Origin of the sequence: Klenkia taihuensis, assembly GCF_900112525.1 — a bacterium.
GTDB lineage: Bacteria > Actinomycetota > Actinomycetes > Mycobacteriales > Geodermatophilaceae > Klenkia > Klenkia taihuensis.
Map to the genome: position 1 here is coordinate 332,692 of NZ_FOMD01000003.1, position 14,697 is coordinate 347,388.

Consider the following 14,697-nt stretch of genomic DNA (forward strand, 5'->3'; position numbering starts at 1 on the left):
GAAATAGCGCACACTCGTGTTGTGGAATCCAGCGCGGCGCCGTCCGCCCGGCCGTCGGTGAGCCCCGACGACGGGCGTACGCGCGACCGCGTCACCGGCCTGCTGCTCGAGCACGGCGCGCAGACCGCCACCGAGCTCGCCGGCCGCCTGGGCGTCTCCCCGGCCGCCGTCCGCCGGCACCTGGACTCCCTCGTCGCCGAGGGGCACGTGACCGAGCTGGTGAGGTCGCGCAGCGGGCAGGGCGCCGAGCGGGCCCTGCCCGGCTCGGTCCGCGGCCGGGGTCGCCCGGCCCGGCACTTCGTGCTCACCGACGCCGGCCGCGCCGGCTTCCCGCACGCCTACGACGACCTCGCGCTGACAGCGCTGCGGTTCGTCGCCGCGCACGGCGGGCCGGACGCCGTCCGGGACGTCGCCGAGCAGCAGCTCGCCGGCCTGGAGGAGCGCTGCTCCACCGCCGTCGAGCGGGCCACCGCCACCACCGGCAGCGCCCCCGTCGACCGCGCCCAGGTGCTCGCCGAGGCGCTGACCGCCGAGGGCTACGCTGCCTCGGCCTCCGCGCTCTCCGGCGGCGGGCAGCTGTGCCAGCACCACTGCCCGGTGGCGCACGTGGCCGCGGAGTTCCCGCAACTGTGCGAGGCCGAGACCGCGGTGATCGGCCGGCTGGTCGGCACGCACGTGCAGCGGCTGGCCACCATCGCCCACGGCGACGGCATCTGCACGACCCACATCCCGGGCCGCCTGTCCGGGAACACCAGCCGGGCCCCGCGCCCTGTACCCACCGAGCGGTCGGCCCAGCGCCGGCCCGCACCGAGCACCACCCCCCAGTCAGCCCGGGAGAGGACGCCCGCATGACCACCACCCAGCCCACCACGCCGCTGACCCAGGACGAGCAGATCGACCAGCTCGGCCGCTACAAGTACGGCTGGGCGGACGCCGACGTCGCCGGCGCCTCGGCCCGCCGTGGCATCAACGAGGAGGTCGTGCGCGACATCTCCCGGCGCAAGAACGAGCCGGAGTGGATGCTCGACCGCCGCCTCAAGGCGCTCAAGCTGTTCGGCAAGAAGCCCATGCCCGACTGGGGCTCGGACCTGTCCGGCATCGACTTCGACAACATCAAGTACTTCGTGAAGTCGACCGAGGCGCAGGCCGCGACCTGGGACGACCTGCCGGCCGACATCAAGAACACCTACGACAAGCTGGGCATCCCCGAGGCCGAGAAGCAGCGCCTGGTCTCCGGTGTGGCGGCCCAGTACGAGTCCGAGGTCGTCTACCACAAGATCCGCGAGGACCTGGAGGAGCAGGGCGTCCTGTTCCTGGACACCGACACCGCGCTGCGCGAGCACGAGGACCTGTTCCGCGAGTACTTCGGCTCGGTGATCCCGTCCGGCGACAACAAGTTCGCCGCGCTGAACACCGCCGTGTGGTCGGGTGGCTCCTTCATCTACGTGCCGCCGGGCGTGCACGTGGAGATCCCGCTGCAGGCCTACTTCCGGATCAACACCGAGAACATGGGCCAGTTCGAGCGGACCCTGATGATCATCGACGAGGGCGCCTACGTGCACTACGTCGAGGGCTGCACCGCCCCGATCTACAAGTCCGACTCCCTGCACTCCGCGGTCGTCGAGATCATCGTCAAGAAGAACGCCCGCTGCCGGTACACGACCATCCAGAACTGGTCGAACAACGTCTACAACCTGGTCACCAAGCGGGCCGTGGCCCACGAGGGCGCGACCATGGAGTGGGTCGACGGCAACATCGGCTCCAAGGTGACGATGAAGTACCCGGCCGTGTGGATGACCGGCGAGCACGCCAAGGGCGAGGTCATGAGCATCGCCTTCGCCGGCGAGGGCCAGCACCAGGACGCCGGCGCCAAGATGGTGCACGCCGCGCCGCACACCTCCTCGACCATCGTGAGCAAGTCCGTCGCCCGGGGCGGTGGCCGCACCTCCTACCGCGGCCTGGTCCAGGTCGACGAGGGCGCCCACGGCTCGGCCTCGACGGTGAAGTGCGACGCGCTGCTGGTCGACACCATCAGCCGCTCCGACACCTACCCCTACGTCGACGTCCGCGAGGACGACGTGTCCATGGGCCACGAGGCCACGGTCTCCCGGGTCAGCGAGGACCAGCTCTTCTACCTGATGAGCCGCGGTCTGTCCGAGGACGAGGCGATGGCGATGGTCGTGCGCGGCTTCGTCGAGCCGATCGCCCGGGAGCTGCCCATGGAGTACGCCCTCGAGCTGAACCGCCTGATCGAGCTGCAGATGGAAGGTGCCGTCGGCTGATGACCGACTCGAAGACTCCCGACACGATCGCCGGGCCCGCCGAGTCCGCCGCGCTGGCCAGCGAGCTGTTCGCCGACGGCGTCGGCGCGCAGGCCGGCCCGCCGACCACCCCGGCGGCGGGCACCGGCGGCCCGGCCGGGGCGCACAGCCACGGCGGCCCGGTGCCCACCGGCTCCCCGGCCGAGCGCTTCACCTCGACCGACCCCGACGACTTCGCCGTCGTCACCGGCCGCGAGGAGGACTGGCGGTTCACCCCGATGAAGCGGATCCGCCCGCTGCTCGAGGGCGCCGACACCGGCCGGCGACCCGACTGGGACGCCGACCTGCCCGAGGGCGTCGAGCTGACTACCGTCGGCGCCGACGACCCGCTGCTCAAGGGCCTGCCCGAGCCAGTCGACCGGCTCGCCGCGCTCACCCGGGTGCGCGCCGGCGGCGCGACCGTCGTCCGCGTCCCGGCCGAGGCCCAGCTCGCCACCCCGGTCACCCTGACCCTGCGCGGCCAGGGCGCCGAGGACGTCGTCTGGGGCCAGACGGTCATCGAGGTCGGCCGGTTCGCCAAGGCCACCATCGTGCTCGACCACCAGGGCGAGGCGCGCTACTCCGGCGCCGTCGCCGTCGTCCTCGGGGACGGTGCGCAGGTCGAGCTGGTCAGCGTGCAGGACTGGGCGCCGGGTGCCGCGCACGGCGGGCAGTACGACGCCGTCGTGGGCCGCGACGCCTCGTTCACCCAGGTCGTGGTGACCCTCGGCGGTGACCTGGTCCGGCTGGTCAGCAACGTGACCTACGCCGGCCCCGGCGGCTCGGTGGACCTGTTCGGCGTCTACTTCGCCGACGAGACCCAGCACCAGGAGCACCGCCTGTGGGTCGACCACGCGGTGCCCAACTGCCGCAGCAACGTCGTCTACAAGGGCGCGCTGCAGGGCGAGCAGGCGCACACCGTGTGGGTCGGCGACGTCCGGATCCGCCCGGCGGCCACCGGCACCGAGACCTACGAGCTCAACCGCAACCTGGTGCTCACCGACGGCGCCCGCGCCGACTCGGTCCCCAACCTGGAGATCGAGACCGGCGAGATCGTCGGCGCCGGCCACGCCAGCGCCACCGGCCGGTTCGACGACGAGCAGCTGTTCTACCTCTGCTCGCGCGGCATCGACGCCGAGACCGCCCGCCGCCTGGTGGTGCGCGGCTTCTTCGCCGACGTCGTCCAGCGCATCGGCGTCCCGGCCCTGCAGGACCGGCTGATGGGCACCATCGAGCAGCGGCTCGGCGCCCTGCCGGGCCTGGAGGAGCAGGAGACGCCGGAGTCGGAGCTGCAGCCGGCATGAGCTTCCAGCGGGCCTGCGCGCTGAGCGAGATCGGCGAGGGCGAAGCCGTGCCCGTCGTCGTCGGCGACGTCGAGCTCGTGCTCGCCCGGCACGACGGCACGGTCTACGCCCTCACCGACCTGTGCTCGCACCAGGACTACCCGCTGAGCGACGGGGGCGAGGTCGAGATGGTCGACGGCGTCCCCACCATCGAGTGCACCTGGCACGGGTCGTGCTTCGACCTGCGCACCGGTGCGCCCACCAACCTGCCGGCCAACCAGCCGGTCACCACCCACCCGGTCCGCGTCGAGGGCGACGACGTCCTCGTCGACACCTCCGCGGCCGAGAACTGAGAGAGGCACCACCCAGATGACCGAGAGCACCGGCAGCGTGCTGGAGATCCGCGACCTGCACGTCAGCGTCGGCGAGGGCGACGAGGCCAAGCCGATCCTGAAGGGCGTCGACCTGACCATCCGCAGCGGCGAGACCCACGCGATCATGGGCCCCAACGGGTCGGGCAAGTCCACCCTGGCCTACTCCATCGCCGGCCACCCGAAGTACACGATCACCGGCGGCACGGTGACCCTGGACGGCGAGGACGTCCTGGAGATGAGCGTCGACGAGCGCGCCCGCGCCGGCCTGTTCCTGGCCATGCAGTACCCCGTCGAGGTCCCCGGCGTCTCGGTGTCGAACTTCCTGCGGACGGCGAAGACCGCCATCTCCGGCGAGGCGCCGAAGCTGCGCAGCTGGGTCAAGGACGTGCGCACCGAGATGGAGGCGCTGGAGATGGACTCCGCCTTCGCCGAGCGCAACGTCAACGAGGGCTTCTCCGGCGGTGAGAAGAAGCGTCACGAGATCCTGCAGATGGGCCTGCTCAAGCCGAAGATCGCGATCCTCGACGAGACCGACTCCGGCCTGGACGTCGACGCCCTGCGCGTGGTCTCCGAGGGCGTGAACCGGGCCAAGGCGACCAGCTCGGTCGGCGTCCTGCTGATCACGCACTACACCCGCATCCTGCGCTACATCCAGCCCGACTTCGTGCACGTCTTCGTGGCCGGCCGGGTCGTCGAGGAGGGCGGCCCGGAGCTGGCCGAGAAGCTGGAGAACGAGGGCTACGCGGCCTACCTCAAGGCCGACGCGGACGCGGCGGCGGCGACGGCATGACCGCCACCGCCCCGCGCTCCACGACGGAGCGCGCACCGCTCCCGCTGGACGTGGCGGCGGTGCGCGCGGACTTCCCGATCCTGGGCCGCACGGTCCGGGACGGGAAGCCGCTGGTCTACCTGGACTCCGGCGCGACCTCGCAGAAGCCCCGCCAGGTGCTCGACGCCGAGCGGTGGTTCTACGAGAACGTCAACGCCGCTCCGCACCGCGGCGCGCACGCCCTCGCCGAGGAGGCCACCGAGGCCTACGAGGCGGCCCGGGCCACCATCGCGTCGTTCATCGGCGGGCAGCCCGACGAGGTCGTGTTCACCCGCAACTCGACCGAGTCGATCAACCTGGTCGCCTACGCGATGAGCAACGCGGCGACGGCCAAGGAGCCGGAGTTCCGCCGGTACGCCGTCGGTCAGGGCGACGAGGTCGTGGTGACCGAGATGGAGCACCACGCCAACCTGGTGCCCTGGCAGCAGCTGTGCGAGCGCACCGGGGCGACCCTGCGCTGGCTCGGGCTGACCGACGACGGCCGGCTGGACCTCTCCGACCTCGACACCGTGGTCAACGAGCGGACCAAGCTGGTCACGGTCACCCAGCAGTCGAACATCCTCGGCACCATGCCGCCGCTGCAGCCGATCATCGACCGCGCCCACGAGGTCGGTGCGCTGGTCATGGTCGACGGCGCGCAGTCGGTGCCGCACCAGCCGGTCGACGTGGCCGCGCTGGGCGCGGACTTCCTGGTGTTCTCCGGGCACAAGATGCTCGGCCCCACCGGCGTCGGTGTGCTGTGGGGCCGTGCCGAGGTGCTGGCCGCGCTGCCGCCGTTCCTCACCGGCGGCTCGATGATCGAGGTCGTCCGGATGGAGGGCAGCACCTTCGCCCCGCCGCCGCAGCGGTTCGAGGCCGGCGTCCCGATGACCGCGCAGGTCGTCGGCCTGGCCGCGGCCTGCGACTACCTCACCGGCCTGGGCATGGAGAACGTGCTGGCCCACGAGGAGGCGCTGACCGAGTACGCGCTGGCCGAGCTCCAGGCGGTCCCGGGCGTCACCGTCATCGGCCCGGTCGACACCGTGGCCCGCGGCGGGGCCATCAGCTTCACCGTCGAGGGCATCCACCCGCACGACGTCGGCCAGGTGCTCGACGACCAGGGCATCGCCGTCCGGGTCGGGCACCACTGCGCGTGGCCGGTCGTCCGCCGGTACGGCGTTCCGGCGACCACCCGGGCCACGTTCTACGTGCACACCGGGTACGACGACGTCGACGCGCTGGTCGAAGGCGTGCGGCATGCCCAGCGCTTCTTCGGTGTTGACGCTCCTGAGGAGGCCTGATGAAGCTGCAGGACATGTACCAGGAGATCATCCTGGACCACTACCGGAACCCGCACGGCCGCGGGCTGCGGGAGCCGTTCGACGCCGAGGTGCACCACGTCAACCCCACCTGCGGGGACGAGGTGACCCTGCGCGTCAAGGTCGACGGCGACACCCTCACCGACGTGTCCTACGAGGGCATGGGCTGCTCGATCAGCCAGGCGTCGGTGTCGGCGATGTACGACCTGGTCGTCGGGCGCAGCGTGCAGGACGCGCTGGCCACCGGCGACGACTTCATGAAGCTGATGCAGGCCAAGGGCGACCAGGCGGTCGCCGACGAGCTCGAGGACAGCCTGGAGGACGCCGTGGCGTTCGCCGGGGTGTCGAAGTACCCCGCGCGCATCAAGTGCGCGCTGATGAGCTGGATGGCCCTCAAGGACGCCAGCGCCCGAGCCTGGGGAGGACCCGCAGCATGACCGAGAGCACCGAGACCCCCGTGCAGACCCCTGTCGAGACCCCCGCGGCCCCGGTCATCAAGGCCGACATGGAGGAGCTCGAGGAGGCCATGCGCGACGTCGTCGACCCCGAGCTGGGCGTCAACGTGGTCGACCTCGGCCTGGTCTACGGCATGGAGGTCGACGACAACAACGTCGCCGTCATCGACATGACCCTGACCTCGGCGGCCTGCCCGCTGACCGACGTCATCGAGGACCAGGCCCGCCAGGCGCTCACCGGTGGCCCCGGCCCCGGCCTGGTCGACGACATCCGGATCAACTGGGTCTGGATGCCGCCGTGGGGCCCGGACAAGATCACCGACGACGGCCGGGAGCAGCTGCGCGCCCTGGGCTTCCGGGTCTGAACGAGCTCCTCGACCGGTTGGCGCGCGGGGACGACCCGCCCGCCGACGGCAGCGTGACCACGCGGCCCGCGCCCTCCGGGGCGCGGGCCGTCGTCGTGGGCGGCACCGCCTGGGCCTGGGTCGGTGCCGACGTCGACCCCGCCTGGGTGGACGCGTGGGTCGCCGCCTCGCCCGACCCGGTCGCCGCGCCGCTGTCCGCCCGGTTCCTCGCCGCGCTCGCCGACGAGACCGGCGTCGAGCCGGGCGTGGTGGACGCCGTCCTGCTCGCCCCGTCCGCCCCCGTCGCCCCGGCGCTGTCGTTGCAGCCACTGGAGGCAGCCGACCACCCGCGGGTGCAGCGGGCGCACCGGCACCGCACCGGCGTGCGCGTGCTGGGCACGGCGGACGCCACCGCCCTGCTCACCCTGGGCCGCGGGTTGGCCGGCCGGTGGGAGGTCAGCATCGAGGTCGACCCCGCCGCCCGCGGGCGGGGCCTGGGCACGGCGCTCGCCGCGGCTGCCCCCGCCTTCGTCGACGGCCCGCTGTGGGCGCAGGTCGCCCCGGCCAACACCGCGTCGCTGCGCAGCTTCCTCGCCGCCGGCTACCGCGTGGTCTGCGCCGAGAGCCTGTTCGGCAGCTAGCGGAAGGTCCGCACCAGCGCCGGCACCGGGTCGCCCCGGCGGCGCTGACGTTCCCGGACCGCACCGACCAGCAGCAGCACCGCGCCGACGGCGAACAGCGCCACCACCCACGGCGTCGGGGCGCCGTCGGCCAGCCACCCGACCGTCACGCCCAGCACGCCGACCAGCCCCAGCACGAACGGTGCCCGGACCGCCCAGCCCAGCCCGCCGAGCACCAGCACCAGCGACGCGACCAGCGTGCCGACCTGCCGCGCCGGGGTGGGGTCGAGCACGGCCAGTGCCACCGACGGCAGCAGGGCCACCGCCAGGCCCGGCCCCCACGACGGCCAGCTCGCCCCGTGCGGCAGCGCCCGCCAGGTGCCGGCCAGCAGCACCGCCCCGGCGGCGACCGGTACGACCTCCGGCACGCTCCACCCGGCCAGCGCGGCCCCGGTCCAGGCGGCCGCCACCAGGCACAGCCCGCCCAGCACCCGGGTGCCCCGGCCGCGGGTGTCCTGGTCCTCCGCCGGCACGTCGGGCGGCTTCGTGCCGCGGGTGACGTCGCCGTGGCCCATCAGCGCGAGCCCGAGCACGGCCAGCAGGACGGCGGTCACCCCGGGCCGGCCGGACGACAGGGCCACCCCGGTGCCCAGCAGGCCCACCACCGACCCGGTGACCGCCGCCGAGCCGGCCGCGCGCACGTCGGGGGAGTCGGGGTCGGGTCCGGCGGCCCCCACGGGCGTCTCGGTGCGGCCGGTGTCGGCGGCGGCGAAGGCGTCCCGGACGTCGTCCACCCGGCCGGTGACCGGTCGCGGCCCGCGGCCCACCCGCTGGCGCACCCAGGCCCGCACGCGCTGGTCGGCCCACCACGGCAGCACGACCGCGAGCACCACGGCCTCGGCCAGCGCGGCCACCGCGACCGCGACGAGCGCGGCCCCGACCGCGGCGCCGGACACCGGGCCCTCGCTGGTCAGCAGCACCACGGCCAGCGCCACGGTGCCCACCGCGATCGGCACGGTGGAGGGCCGGGTGTCGCGGTCGCGCACCGACAGCAGCACCGCCGCGGCGGCGGTGGTGACCATGAGCAGGCCGAGGTCGCCCCACCGGCCGGCGCGCCCGGTGCCGACGGCGGACAGCAGCACGAGGGTGGCCGCGGCCGACAGGCCGGCGTCCCGGGGCACCCAGTCCGGCCCGCGCGAGGCGGCGACGGCGACCAGCGCGGCCAGGGCCAGCCCCAGGAACCCGGCGCCCAGCACCCACCGCGGCCCGGCCGAGGCGGCGGCACCGGCGACCGTGGACCCGGCCACGACGCCGGCCAGCACCGGCACCAGCGGGCCGGCCACCGGCAGCCGCGGCACCCGGGGGTGCGTGGTGACCAGCAGCCCGAGCGAGGCGGCGACGGCGAACCCGGCGGCGACGGCGGGCCGGTCCCCGCCCCACGCGGCCCGCTCGGCCGCCCAGACCCCGGTCAGCCACCACGGCACCGAGCCCAGCAGCCCGGCCAGTGCCACCACGCCGCGCCCGGCCCACGCGATCGCCAGCCCGGTCAGCGCGACGCCGAGCAGCACCCCGGTGAGCAGGTCGCTGCGCAGCTCCACCGCCCGGACCGCCACCAGCACGGCGACCTGCCCGGCCGCCCACGCCGCCACCGGCCAGGTGCGCAACTGGGGGGCGACCAGCCGCAGTGCCCCCGTGCCCACGGCCACCAGCAGGGCGAGGGTGCCGGCGGCGAGCTCCGGCCGCGGCGCCGTCCGGGCCCCCACGACGACGAGCGCCCCGGCGGCGACGACGGAGGCGACCGCCAGCGCCTCGCCGGCCGTCGGGGTGCCGACGTACCCCGCCAGCACCGCCAGCGCGGCGGCGACCACCAGCAGGGCGCAGACCGCGACCACCCCGGCGGGGGTGCCGACGGTGAACACCGAGAGCACGGCCCCGAGGACGGCGACCACCCCGGCGCCCAGCAGCAGCACCTGCGGCGTGACCCGGTCGCCGAGGGCGGCCGCGGGCACCGGCGGCGGGTAGGCCGGCCGGGCGTCCTCGGGGTAGGGCAGGGGCGGCAGCGGGGGAGCGGCGGCTGTGCGGCTCCCGTCCACCGCCCCACCGTAGGGGCCTCAGCGCAGATCGGACACCCAGGCGACGGCCTCCCGGGCCTGCTGCCGGCGGCGCTCGTAGGAGGCCCCGAGCACCAGCAGGAGCAGGCCCGCGGCACCCAGCGGCACCCAGGACTCCAGCCGGGCGACCCAGGGCGCGACCTCGACCGCGCCGACCACGCCGGCGGCCACCGCACCCACCACGAAGGGCGCCTGCCGGTGGGTCAGCGTGCCCGCGACCAGGGCGACGACCCCGGCCAGCACCACCAGCACCGTCCGGGCCTGGTCACCGGTCCCCACCGCCGCGACGACCGAGGGGGCGAACCCGACGACCAGCGCCGGACCCCAGCCCTGCCAGGACGGCGCCCGCCGCAGCTGCGGAGCGGCGGCGACCAGCAGCGCGGCGGCCAGCGGCAGGCTGTACGCCTCGACGGTGACCACCGCGGCCCCGGCGAGCGCGACCCAGGTGGCCACGACGAGGTCGGCGAGCGCCACCCAGCCGGTCAGCACCCGCCGGCCGGCCACCGCGTAGGCCAGCCCGGCGACGCCGACCAGCGCGAGCTGCGCGCCGACCTGGCCCCAGGCGCCCACCGACGCACCGGTCACCGCGGCGGCCAGGCCCAGCACCGGGGCGGTCAGCGCGGCGGCGCGCTCCTCGGGCCGGCCCAGCCGCACCGCGGCCAGCCCCAGCGCCGCGGCGCCGAGCACGGCCAGCAGCAGACCGGCGACCGGGGCGGCGAGCACCCCGCCGTGCCGGGCGGCCAGGACCGTGGCGCCGGGCAGCAGCAGCGCCGCGGCGACGGCGGGCACCCGGGCGGCCGGGCGGAGCACAGCGGCCAGCGCGGCGGGCACCGTGGCGGCGAGGGCGACCAGCGCCAGCGCGGCCGGCCGGTCGGCCTGGTCCAGCTGCACCGTCCCGACGACGGCCAGCACGGCCGCCGGCCCACCGGCCAGCTCCCGCGGGAGCGGGGAGGCCCAGACCAGCACGCAGACCGTCGCCAGGGCGAGCCCGACCAGGGCCAGCAGCGGGGCGGCCACCGACCCGGCCGGCTGGGCCAGCCCGGCCAGCGCCAGCGCGGGGACGGCGGCGAGGCCGGCCACCGGGGCGGGCACCGGCACCGTGCGGCCCTGCCGGGCCCACCGGATCACCAGCAGGACGACGGCGGCCGCGGCGGCGGTGAGCACCGCGGTGGCGGCGGCGCCCTCCGCGGCCGGCCCGGTCCAGGCCAGCCCGACCGCGAGCAGCGACCCGCAGGCCGCGGCGACGACCGACAGCAGCCGGGCGACGTCAGCGGACCAGCGCGGGAGCAGCCGGACGACGGCGGCGTCGGCCCCGGCCAGGAGCAGCAGGGCGACCACGCCGGCGACGCCGTCCGCCAGCTCGCCGAGCGCCAGCGGCAGCACCGGCTGCGCGGCGAGCAGGGCGACCGCGGGCCAGACCAGCGTGGACCGGGTGGCGGCGCGCAGGCCGGCGGCGAGCAGGGTGACCACGGCGAGGGCGCCCGCGGCGTAGGCGTGCAGCGGGACCTCGTCCAGCCCGGCCAGGCCCAGCGCCCGGGCGGCGGTGACGTCGACCAGCAGCAGCGCCGCGGCGGTGGCGGCCAGGGCCTCCTCGGTGACCCGCAGACCCCGCCGGGCGGCCCAGGCGGAGGCGCTCGCGGCGGCCGCGGTGGCGGTGACCATGACGGTGGCCTGGAAGCCCAGCCCGAGCCGGGTCCAGCCGACCGCCACGAGGGCCGTGGCCGCGGCGACCACCAGAAGCGAACCGAGGCCGACGAGCACCTGCTGCGGGCTGACCCGCCGGCGCGGCTCGGGGGCCGGAGGCGCGACCGGGGGCCCGGGCGGAGGTGCCCAGGTGGGCCGGCCCGCCGCGGGCCGGGGCGGAGGTGGCCGCCGCACCGCGGACTGCGCGGCGGGGGCGGCAGGCGTGCCGGGGGAGCGCACCGGGGTGGTGGCGTGCGCCCGGAGGGTCGCGAGCAGGGCGTCGCGGTCGCGGTGCAGCTCGGCCAGGGTGGCGCCGATCCGGCCCACCACCACGCCGGCGTGCCCCGCGGCCGGCAGGCCGCACCCGGCGCAGGCCGTCCCCGGGTGGGCCCGGTCGGGGACCGGGGTGGAGCAGACCGGGCAGCGCAGCACCCACGGGGCAGCGGTCGGAGCACTCATGCAGCCAGGTTCGGCGCGCGCGGTCCCGCCGCCCTCCGCCGCACCACCTGACCTGGCCTGGGTAGTGCTACCCAGGTCACCGGCCGGAGCCCTCGGAACCGGGCCGTCCCGGCGGTACCCTGGGACCGGTGATCACGACCACCGGGCTCGAGCTGCGCGCGGGCGCCCGCATCCTGATCAGCGAGGCCGACCTGCGCGTGCAGCCCGGTGACCGGATCGGGCTGGTCGGTCGCAACGGCGCCGGCAAGACCACCACGCTGACCACCCTCGCCGGCGAGCGCGTGCCGCACGCCGGCAAGGTCGAGCAGACCGGCGAGCTCGGCTACCTGCCGCAGGACCCCCGCAGCGGCGACCTGTCGATCACCGCCAGCGACCGGGTGCTGTCCGGCCGCGGCCTCGACGAGCTGAAGGCCAAGCTGACCAAGGCCCAGATCGCCATGGCCGAGCCCGCCGACGACGCCGAGCGCGACCGCGCCGTCCGCCGGTACGGCCGGCTCGAGGACCAGTTCGCCGCCATGGGCGGGTACGCCGCGGAGTCCGACGCCGCCCGCATCTGCACCAACCTCGGTCTGCCCGACCGGGTGCTCGCCCAGCCGCTGTCGACGCTGTCCGGCGGCCAGCGGCGCCGTGTGGAGCTGGCCCGGATCCTGTTCTCCGACGCCGACACCCTGCTGCTCGACGAGCCCACCAACCACCTCGACGCCGACTCCATCGCCTGGCTGAAGACGTTCCTGGCCAGCCACCGCAGCGGCCTGGTCGTCATCAGCCACGACGTCGAGCTGCTGGCCGCCGTGGTCAACAAGGTCTGGCACCTGGACGCCAACCGGGCCACCGTCGACGTCTACAACCTGGGCTGGAAGCGCTACCTCGAGGCCCGCGAGACCGACGAGCGGCGCCGCCGCTCCGAGCGCGCCAACGCCGAGAAGAAGATCGGCGCGCTCACCGCGCAGGCGGACAAGATGCGCGCCAAGGCCACCAAGGCCAAGGCCGCGCAGTCGATGGACAAGCGCGCCGCCCGGCTGGCCGCGGGTCTGGAGCAGGTCCGGGTGCAGGACCGGGTCGCCAAGCTGCGCTTCCCGACCCCCGCCCCGTGCGGGAAGACCCCGCTCACCGCCGAGCGGCTGTCCAAGAGCTACGGGTCGCTGGAGATCTTCACCGGCGTGGACCTGGCCGTCGACCGCGGCACCCGGGTCGTCGTCCTGGGCCTCAACGGTGCGGGGAAGACCACGCTGCTGCGGATGCTGGCCGGCACCGAGACCCCCGACACCGGCGAGGTCAAGGCCGGGCACGGGCTGCGCCTGGGCTACTACGCCCAGGAGCACGAGACCATCGACATGGACCGCTCGCTGCTGGAGGTCATGCGCTCGGCCGCCCCCGAGCAGACCGACACCGAGCTGCGCCGCATCCTCGGCGCCTTCCTGTTCTCCGGCGAGGCGGTCGACCAGCGGGCCGGCACGCTGTCCGGCGGCGAGAAGACCCGGCTGGCGATGGCCGCCCTGGTCTGCTCGGCGGCGAACGTGCTGCTGCTCGACGAGCCGACCAACAACCTGGACCCGGCCAGCCGCGAGCAGGTGCTCGAGGCGCTGCGCACCTACCAGGGCGCCATCGTGCTCGTCACCCACGACGAGGGCGCCGTCACCGCGCTGGACCCGGACAAGGTGATCCTGCTGCCCGACGGCACCGAGGACAGCTGGTCGCCCGACTTCGCCGAGCTGGTCGAGCTCGCCTGAGCCCGGCTCGCCGGTCACCGCGCGCGGTCCCGCGCGAGGGGTGATCATTCGAGCGGGACCGGCGTCACAGGGACGGCGGCCAGGCGACCAGTGGGGGACCCGGCACGACCGGGAGCGCTGGCGGGGAGGGAGTCATGGCCGACTCGAACGCAGCGGACACCTCGGGCACGGGGGACGCCGCCGGGCTGACCAAGGGCAAGCGCATCACCGGCGACGACCGCAACTCGCTCGCCGGTGACCTGCGCAAGCGCTACGACAACGGCGAGAGCATCCGGGTGCTGGCCGCCGACACGGGCCGCTCCTACGGCTTCGTGCACCGGCTGCTCAGCGAGTCGGGCGCGACCCTGCGCAGCCGGGGCGGGGCCAACCGGCCGGCCGCCGACAAGAAGTGAGCGGTGACCCGGCGCGCGGCTGGGTCACCACCTCGCAGGCCGGCCCGGTCCTCACCGTCCTGCTGGACCGGGCCGACCAGCTGAACGCCCAGGTCCCCGCGACCTGGACCACCCTCGCCGAGGTCGGCGCCGCGCTGCCCGCCGACGTGCGGGTCGTGGTGGTCCGCGGCGCCGGGCGGGCCTTCTCCGCCGGCCTGGACCGGTCGCTGTTCGCCGCCGACCCCGGCACCCCGGGCGGCCTCGGCGAGCTGGCCGGGCTCGGCCCCGAGGGCGCGCAGGAGCGCATCCGCGGCTACCAGGCCGGGTTCCGCTGGCTCCGGCAGCCGGGGATCGTCTCGGTCGCGGTGGTGCAGGGCCACGCCATCGGCGCCGGCGCGCAGCTCGCGCTGGCCTGCGACCTGCGGGTGTGCGCCGAGGAGGCCACCTTCGCGCTGCCCGAGGCCACGCTCGGCCTGGTCCCCGACCTCACCGGCACCTCGACCCTGGTGCAGGCGGTCGGCTACAGCCGCGCCCTGGAGATGTGCCTGACCGGCCGCCGGGTCGGCGCCGCCGAGGCCTCCGCGGCGGGGCTGGCGAACGTCGTCGTCCCGGCCGCGCAGCTCGACGCCGCGGTCGACCAGCTGGTCACCGCCGTCCTCGGCCCGGACGTCGACGCCAGCCGCGAGACCGCCGCCCTCGTGCGCCGGGCCGCGGCCGTCGACGACGACGGGCAGGACGCCGCCGAGCGGGCGGCGCAGGTCCGGCGGCTGCACGCCCTGGCCGTGCGCGCGGCGGAACAGGCGTCCGCAGCCCGGGGTTGACCGCGTCGTGGACGGACCG

The 14,697-nt window shown here is 75.6% G+C and carries 14 protein-coding genes; 12 read left to right on the forward strand and 2 right to left on the reverse strand.

The window, feature by feature from the left end; translation table 11 throughout:
* Positions 1-21: 21 nt before the first annotated feature.
* The 9 genes from BM158_RS13640 to BM158_RS13680 are packed head-to-tail and all read left to right on the forward strand — an operon-like array spanning position 22 to position 7,524.
* A complete protein-coding gene (locus BM158_RS13640) occupies positions 22-852 on the forward strand; it encodes a helix-turn-helix transcriptional regulator (RefSeq protein WP_091559830.1) in 831 nt (276 codons plus the stop codon).
* Positions 849-2,282: a Fe-S cluster assembly protein SufB gene (gene sufB / locus BM158_RS13645; protein WP_091559832.1), complete on the forward strand. Its 1,434-nt coding sequence runs from the start codon at positions 849-851 to the stop codon at positions 2,280-2,282. The genes BM158_RS13640 and sufB overlap by 4 nt, the downstream gene beginning before the upstream one ends.
* Entirely contained in the window at positions 2,282-3,604 is a 1,323-nt protein-coding gene (sufD, locus tag BM158_RS13650; RefSeq protein ID WP_091559835.1) for a Fe-S cluster assembly protein SufD, read from the forward strand. The genes sufB and sufD overlap by 1 nt, the downstream gene beginning before the upstream one ends.
* The gene (locus BM158_RS13655) at positions 3,601-3,936 is read left to right on the forward strand and encodes a Rieske (2Fe-2S) protein (RefSeq protein ID WP_091559838.1); all 336 of its coding nucleotides are present in this window, start codon (positions 3,601-3,603) and stop codon (positions 3,934-3,936) included. The genes sufD and BM158_RS13655 overlap by 4 nt, the downstream gene beginning before the upstream one ends.
* Positions 3,937-3,952: 16 nt before the next feature.
* Positions 3,953-4,747 carry a Fe-S cluster assembly ATPase SufC gene (gene sufC / locus BM158_RS13660; RefSeq protein WP_091559842.1) on the forward strand — a complete coding sequence of 265 codons (795 nt, stop codon included), beginning with the start codon at positions 3,953-3,955 and terminating at the stop codon, positions 4,745-4,747.
* A complete protein-coding gene (locus BM158_RS13665) occupies positions 4,744-6,066 on the forward strand; it encodes a cysteine desulfurase (RefSeq protein WP_091559845.1) in 1,323 nt (440 codons plus the stop codon). Before sufC ends, BM158_RS13665 begins: the two co-directional genes overlap by 4 nt.
* Entirely contained in the window at positions 6,066-6,521 is a 456-nt protein-coding gene (sufU, locus tag BM158_RS13670) for a Fe-S cluster assembly sulfur transfer protein SufU (RefSeq protein ID WP_091062447.1), read from the forward strand. The genes BM158_RS13665 and sufU overlap by 1 nt, the downstream gene beginning before the upstream one ends.
* Complete coding sequence (locus BM158_RS13675) at positions 6,518-6,904, forward strand: metal-sulfur cluster assembly factor (RefSeq protein WP_091559850.1); 387 nt, start codon at positions 6,518-6,520, stop codon at positions 6,902-6,904. The genes sufU and BM158_RS13675 overlap by 4 nt, the downstream gene beginning before the upstream one ends.
* A gap of 53 nt (positions 6,905-6,957) precedes the next feature.
* The gene (locus BM158_RS13680) at positions 6,958-7,524 is read left to right on the forward strand and encodes a GNAT family N-acetyltransferase (protein WP_207506568.1); all 567 of its coding nucleotides are present in this window, start codon (positions 6,958-6,960) and stop codon (positions 7,522-7,524) included.
* Here BM158_RS13680 and BM158_RS13685 read toward each other — a convergent pair.
* Together BM158_RS13685 and BM158_RS21805 are read right to left on the reverse strand one after the other, a co-directional pair.
* Entirely contained in the window at positions 7,521-9,596 is a 2,076-nt protein-coding gene (locus tag BM158_RS13685; protein WP_091559853.1) for an SCO7613 C-terminal domain-containing membrane protein, read from the reverse strand. The genes BM158_RS13680 and BM158_RS13685 overlap by 4 nt on opposite strands.
* A gap of 18 nt (positions 9,597-9,614) precedes the next feature.
* Positions 9,615-11,756: an SCO7613 C-terminal domain-containing membrane protein gene (locus tag BM158_RS21805; protein ID WP_165628916.1), complete on the reverse strand. Its 2,142-nt coding sequence runs from the start codon at positions 11,754-11,756 to the stop codon at positions 9,615-9,617.
* 128 nt (positions 11,757-11,884) lie between these two features.
* Here BM158_RS21805 and BM158_RS13695 point away from each other — a divergent pair, with 128 nt between their 5' ends.
* From BM158_RS13695 to BM158_RS13705, 3 genes are all read left to right on the forward strand, one after another.
* Entirely contained in the window at positions 11,885-13,486 is a 1,602-nt protein-coding gene (locus tag BM158_RS13695; RefSeq protein WP_091062439.1) for an ABC-F family ATP-binding cassette domain-containing protein, read from the forward strand.
* A gap of 134 nt (positions 13,487-13,620) precedes the next feature.
* Complete coding sequence (locus tag BM158_RS13700; RefSeq protein ID WP_091559861.1) at positions 13,621-13,878, forward strand: helix-turn-helix domain-containing protein; 258 nt, start codon at positions 13,621-13,623, stop codon at positions 13,876-13,878.
* Positions 13,875-14,678, forward strand: a complete 804-nt coding sequence (locus tag BM158_RS13705; RefSeq protein WP_091559864.1) for an enoyl-CoA hydratase/isomerase family protein — start codon at positions 13,875-13,877, stop codon at positions 14,676-14,678. Before BM158_RS13700 ends, BM158_RS13705 begins: the two co-directional genes overlap by 4 nt.
* The last annotated feature ends 19 nt before the right edge of the window (positions 14,679-14,697 follow it).

What these genes read in the sequence shown, in the direction of transcription:
- sufB (WP_091559832.1), top strand. Translation starts at nt 849, where the DNA reads ATGACCACCACCCAGCCCACCACGCCGCTGACCCAGGACGAGCAGATC.
- sufD (WP_091559835.1), top strand. Translation starts at nt 2,282, where the DNA reads ATGACCGACTCGAAGACTCCCGACACGATCGCCGGGCCCGCCGAGTCC.
- BM158_RS13655 (WP_091559838.1), top strand. Translation starts at nt 3,601, where the DNA reads ATGAGCTTCCAGCGGGCCTGCGCGCTGAGCGAGATCGGCGAGGGCGAA.
- sufC (WP_091559842.1), top strand. Translation starts at nt 3,953, where the DNA reads ATGACCGAGAGCACCGGCAGCGTGCTGGAGATCCGCGACCTGCACGTC.
- BM158_RS13665 (WP_091559845.1), top strand. Translation starts at nt 4,744, where the DNA reads ATGACCGCCACCGCCCCGCGCTCCACGACGGAGCGCGCACCGCTCCCG.
- sufU (WP_091062447.1), top strand. Translation starts at nt 6,066, where the DNA reads ATGAAGCTGCAGGACATGTACCAGGAGATCATCCTGGACCACTACCGG.
- BM158_RS13675 (WP_091559850.1), top strand. Translation starts at nt 6,518, where the DNA reads ATGACCGAGAGCACCGAGACCCCCGTGCAGACCCCTGTCGAGACCCCC.
- BM158_RS21805 (WP_165628916.1), bottom strand. Translation starts at nt 11,756, where the DNA reads ATGAGTGCTCCGACCGCTGCCCCGTGGGTGCTGCGCTGCCCGGTCTGC.
- BM158_RS13700 (WP_091559861.1), top strand. Translation starts at nt 13,621, where the DNA reads ATGGCCGACTCGAACGCAGCGGACACCTCGGGCACGGGGGACGCCGCC.